Source organism: Streptomyces hirsutus (assembly GCF_001418415.1).
In the GTDB taxonomy this organism is placed as follows: Bacteria; Actinomycetota; Actinomycetes; order Streptomycetales; family Streptomycetaceae; genus Streptomyces; species Streptomyces hirsutus.
Map to the genome: position 1 here is coordinate 1 of NZ_LIQT01000761.1, position 2,626 is coordinate 2,626.

3 protein-coding genes are annotated in these 2,626 nt (G+C 75.6%); all 3 read right to left on the bottom strand.

The features are described from left to right. Nucleotides 1-96: 96 nt before the first annotated feature. Nucleotides 97-1,002, bottom strand: coding sequence for a 4-(cytidine 5'-diphospho)-2-C-methyl-D-erythritol kinase (locus AOK11_RS38370; RefSeq protein WP_055598215.1), 906 nt, complete (start codon nucleotides 1,000-1,002; stop codon nucleotides 97-99). Beyond that, entirely contained in the window at nucleotides 999-1,886 is an 888-nt protein-coding gene (gene rsmA, locus AOK11_RS38375; RefSeq protein WP_055598216.1) for a 16S rRNA (adenine(1518)-N(6)/adenine(1519)-N(6))-dimethyltransferase RsmA, read from the bottom strand. Before rsmA ends, AOK11_RS38370 begins: the two co-directional genes overlap by 4 nt. Nucleotides 1,887-1,919: 33 nt before the next feature. Further along, nucleotides 1,920-2,626: TatD family hydrolase (locus tag AOK11_RS38380; protein ID WP_055598217.1), on the bottom strand; the 707-nt coding region annotated here is incomplete at its 5' end.

Here is a 2,626-nt window from a genome sequence, read left to right on the forward strand (position 1 = left end):
CCGGACCGGGGTCCGGACCGGCATCCGGGGCGGGGTCCGGACCGGCGTCCGGGGCGGTCCGGTCACGGACCGAAGTCCGGGCGGTCGGCCCGGTGCCTACGCGTCGTCCAGCACGGTCGCGCCCGGTACCGGTCCCGCCGCCGTGCGGACCGTCCGGCAGGTGCCCGAGGCGCGCAGCACCGACGCCACCTCGGCCGCCGACTCGGCGTCGGCGGCCAGGAACGCGGTGGTCGGCCCGGACCCGGAGACCAGGGCGGTCAGCGCGCCCGCCGCCCTGCCCGCCGCGAGGGTGTCGGAGAGCTCGGGGAAGAGGGAGAGGGCGGCGGGCTGGAGGTCGTTGGAGACCGAGGCGGCGAGGGCGGCGGCGTCGCCCTTGGCCAGGGCGTCGAGCAGGGGCTGCGCGGCCACGGGCTCGGGGATGTCCCGGCCCTGGGCGAGCCGGTCGAACTCCCGGAAGACCGCCGGGGTGGACAGTCCTCGCCGTGCCATCGCGAACACCCAGTGGAAGGTGCCGCCGACCTCCAGCTCCGTCAGTCTCTCGCCCCGCCCGGTGCCCAGCGCCGCCCCGCCCACCAGCGCGAACGGCACGTCGCTGCCCAGCTCGGCGCAGATGTCGAGCAGTTCCTGCCGCGAGGCGCCGGTCCCCCACAGCGCGTCACAGGCCAGCAGGGCGCCGGCGCCGTCCGCGCTGCCGCCCGCCATGCCGCCGGCGACGGGGATGTCCTTGGTGATGTGGAGGTGCACGTCGGCGTCCCGGCCGTACCGCTCGGCGAGCGCGAGGGCCGCGCGGGCAGCGAGGTTCGTACGGTCCAGGGGCACCTCGGCGGCGTCCGGTCCCTCACAGGTGACGCGCAGGCCGCCGGCGGAGGGCGTGACGGTGACCTCGTCGTGGAGGCCGACCGCAAGGAAGACGTTGGCCAGGTCGTGGAAGCCGTCGGGGCGGGCCGCACCGACCGCGAGCTGGACGTTGACCTTGGCGGGCACGCGGACGGTGACACTCACGCGACGGGCTCCTCGGGCTCCTCGGACTGCTTGTGCTCGGCGATGCGCGCGAACTCCTCGACGGTCAGGGACTCGCCGCGGGCCTGCGGCGACACCCCGGCGGCGACCAGCGCGGCCTCCGCCGCCGCGGCCGAGCCCGCCCATCCGGCGAGGGCGGCCCGCAGCGTCTTGCGGCGCTGGGCGAAGGCCGCGTCGACGACGGCGAAGACCTCGCGCCGGGTGGCGGTGGTCTTCAGCGGCTCGTCGCGGCGGACGAGGGAGACCAGGCCGCTGTCGACGTTGGGCGCCGGCCAGAACACTCTCCGCCCGATGGCGCCGGCCCGCTTGACCTCGGCGTACCAGTTGGCCTTGACCGAGGGCACGCCGTACACCTTCGAGCCGGGCGGGGCGGCGAGGCGGTCGGCGACCTCGGCCTGGACCATGACGAGGGTGCGTTCGATGCTCGGGAAGGTCTCGAGCATGTGCAGCAGCACCGGGACGGCCACGTTGTAGGGCAGGTTGGCGACCAGCGCGGTCGGGGCGGGGCCGGGCAGCTCGGTGACCCGCATCGCGTCGGAGTGGACCAGCGCGAACCGGTCGGCCCGCTCCGGCATCCGGGCCGCGACGGTCGCGGGCAGCGCGGCGGCGAGGACGTCGTCGATCTCGACGGCGGTGACCCGGTCGGCGGCCTCCAGCAGCGCCAGGGTGAGCGAGCCGAGCCCCGGCCCGACCTCGACGACCACGTCGTCCGGACGGACCTCGGCGGTGCGCACGATACGGCGGACCGTGTTCGCGTCGATCACGAAGTTCTGGCCGCGCTGCTTGGTGGGCCGTACGCCGAGCGCGGCCGCGAGTTCGCGGACGTCGGCGGGGCCCAGGAGGGCGTCGGGGGTGGGGCTCGTCACGGGACAAGGGTACGGGGCGCGGGACCCCGCAGGTCACGCCTGTGGATAACCGAAGGCGCGGGCCGTGTTCGCGGCGAGGGCCGTGGCGAGGGTGTCCTCGTCGGTACCGCGTACGGCCGCCATGGCGCGCACGGTGACCGGCACCAGGTACGGGGCGTTGGGCCGGCCGCGATAGGGCGCCGGCGTCAGGAACGGGGCGTCGGTCTCCACCAGGACGAGCTCCAGCGGGGCCACGGCGAGGGCGTCGCGCAGGTGCTGGGCGTTCTTGAAGGTGACGTTGCCGGCGAACGACATGAAGTACCCGGCGCGGGCGCAGATCTCCGCCATCGCGGCGTCCCCCGAGTAGCAGTGGAAGACGGTGCGTTCCGGTGCGCCCTCCTCCTTGAGCACGCGCAGCACGTCGGCGTGGGCGTCACGGTCGTGGATCACCAGGGCCTTGCCGTGCCGCTTGGCGATCTCGATGTGGGCGCGGAAGGACCGCTCCTGCGCCTCCTTGCCCTCGGGTCCGGTGCGGAAGTAGTCGAGTCCGGTCTCGCCGACGCCCTTGACCTGGGGCAGCGCGGCCAGCCGGTCGATCTCGGCGAGCGCCTCGTCCAGGGCCGCGTCCCCGCCGGGCTCCCGCGCACCCTGCCGCGACCAGCCGTCGGGGTCGCCGTGCACGATGCGCGGGGCCTCGTTCGGGTGCAGCGCGACCGTCGCGTGCACGCTCTCGTACGCGGCGGCCGTCTCCGCGGCCCAGC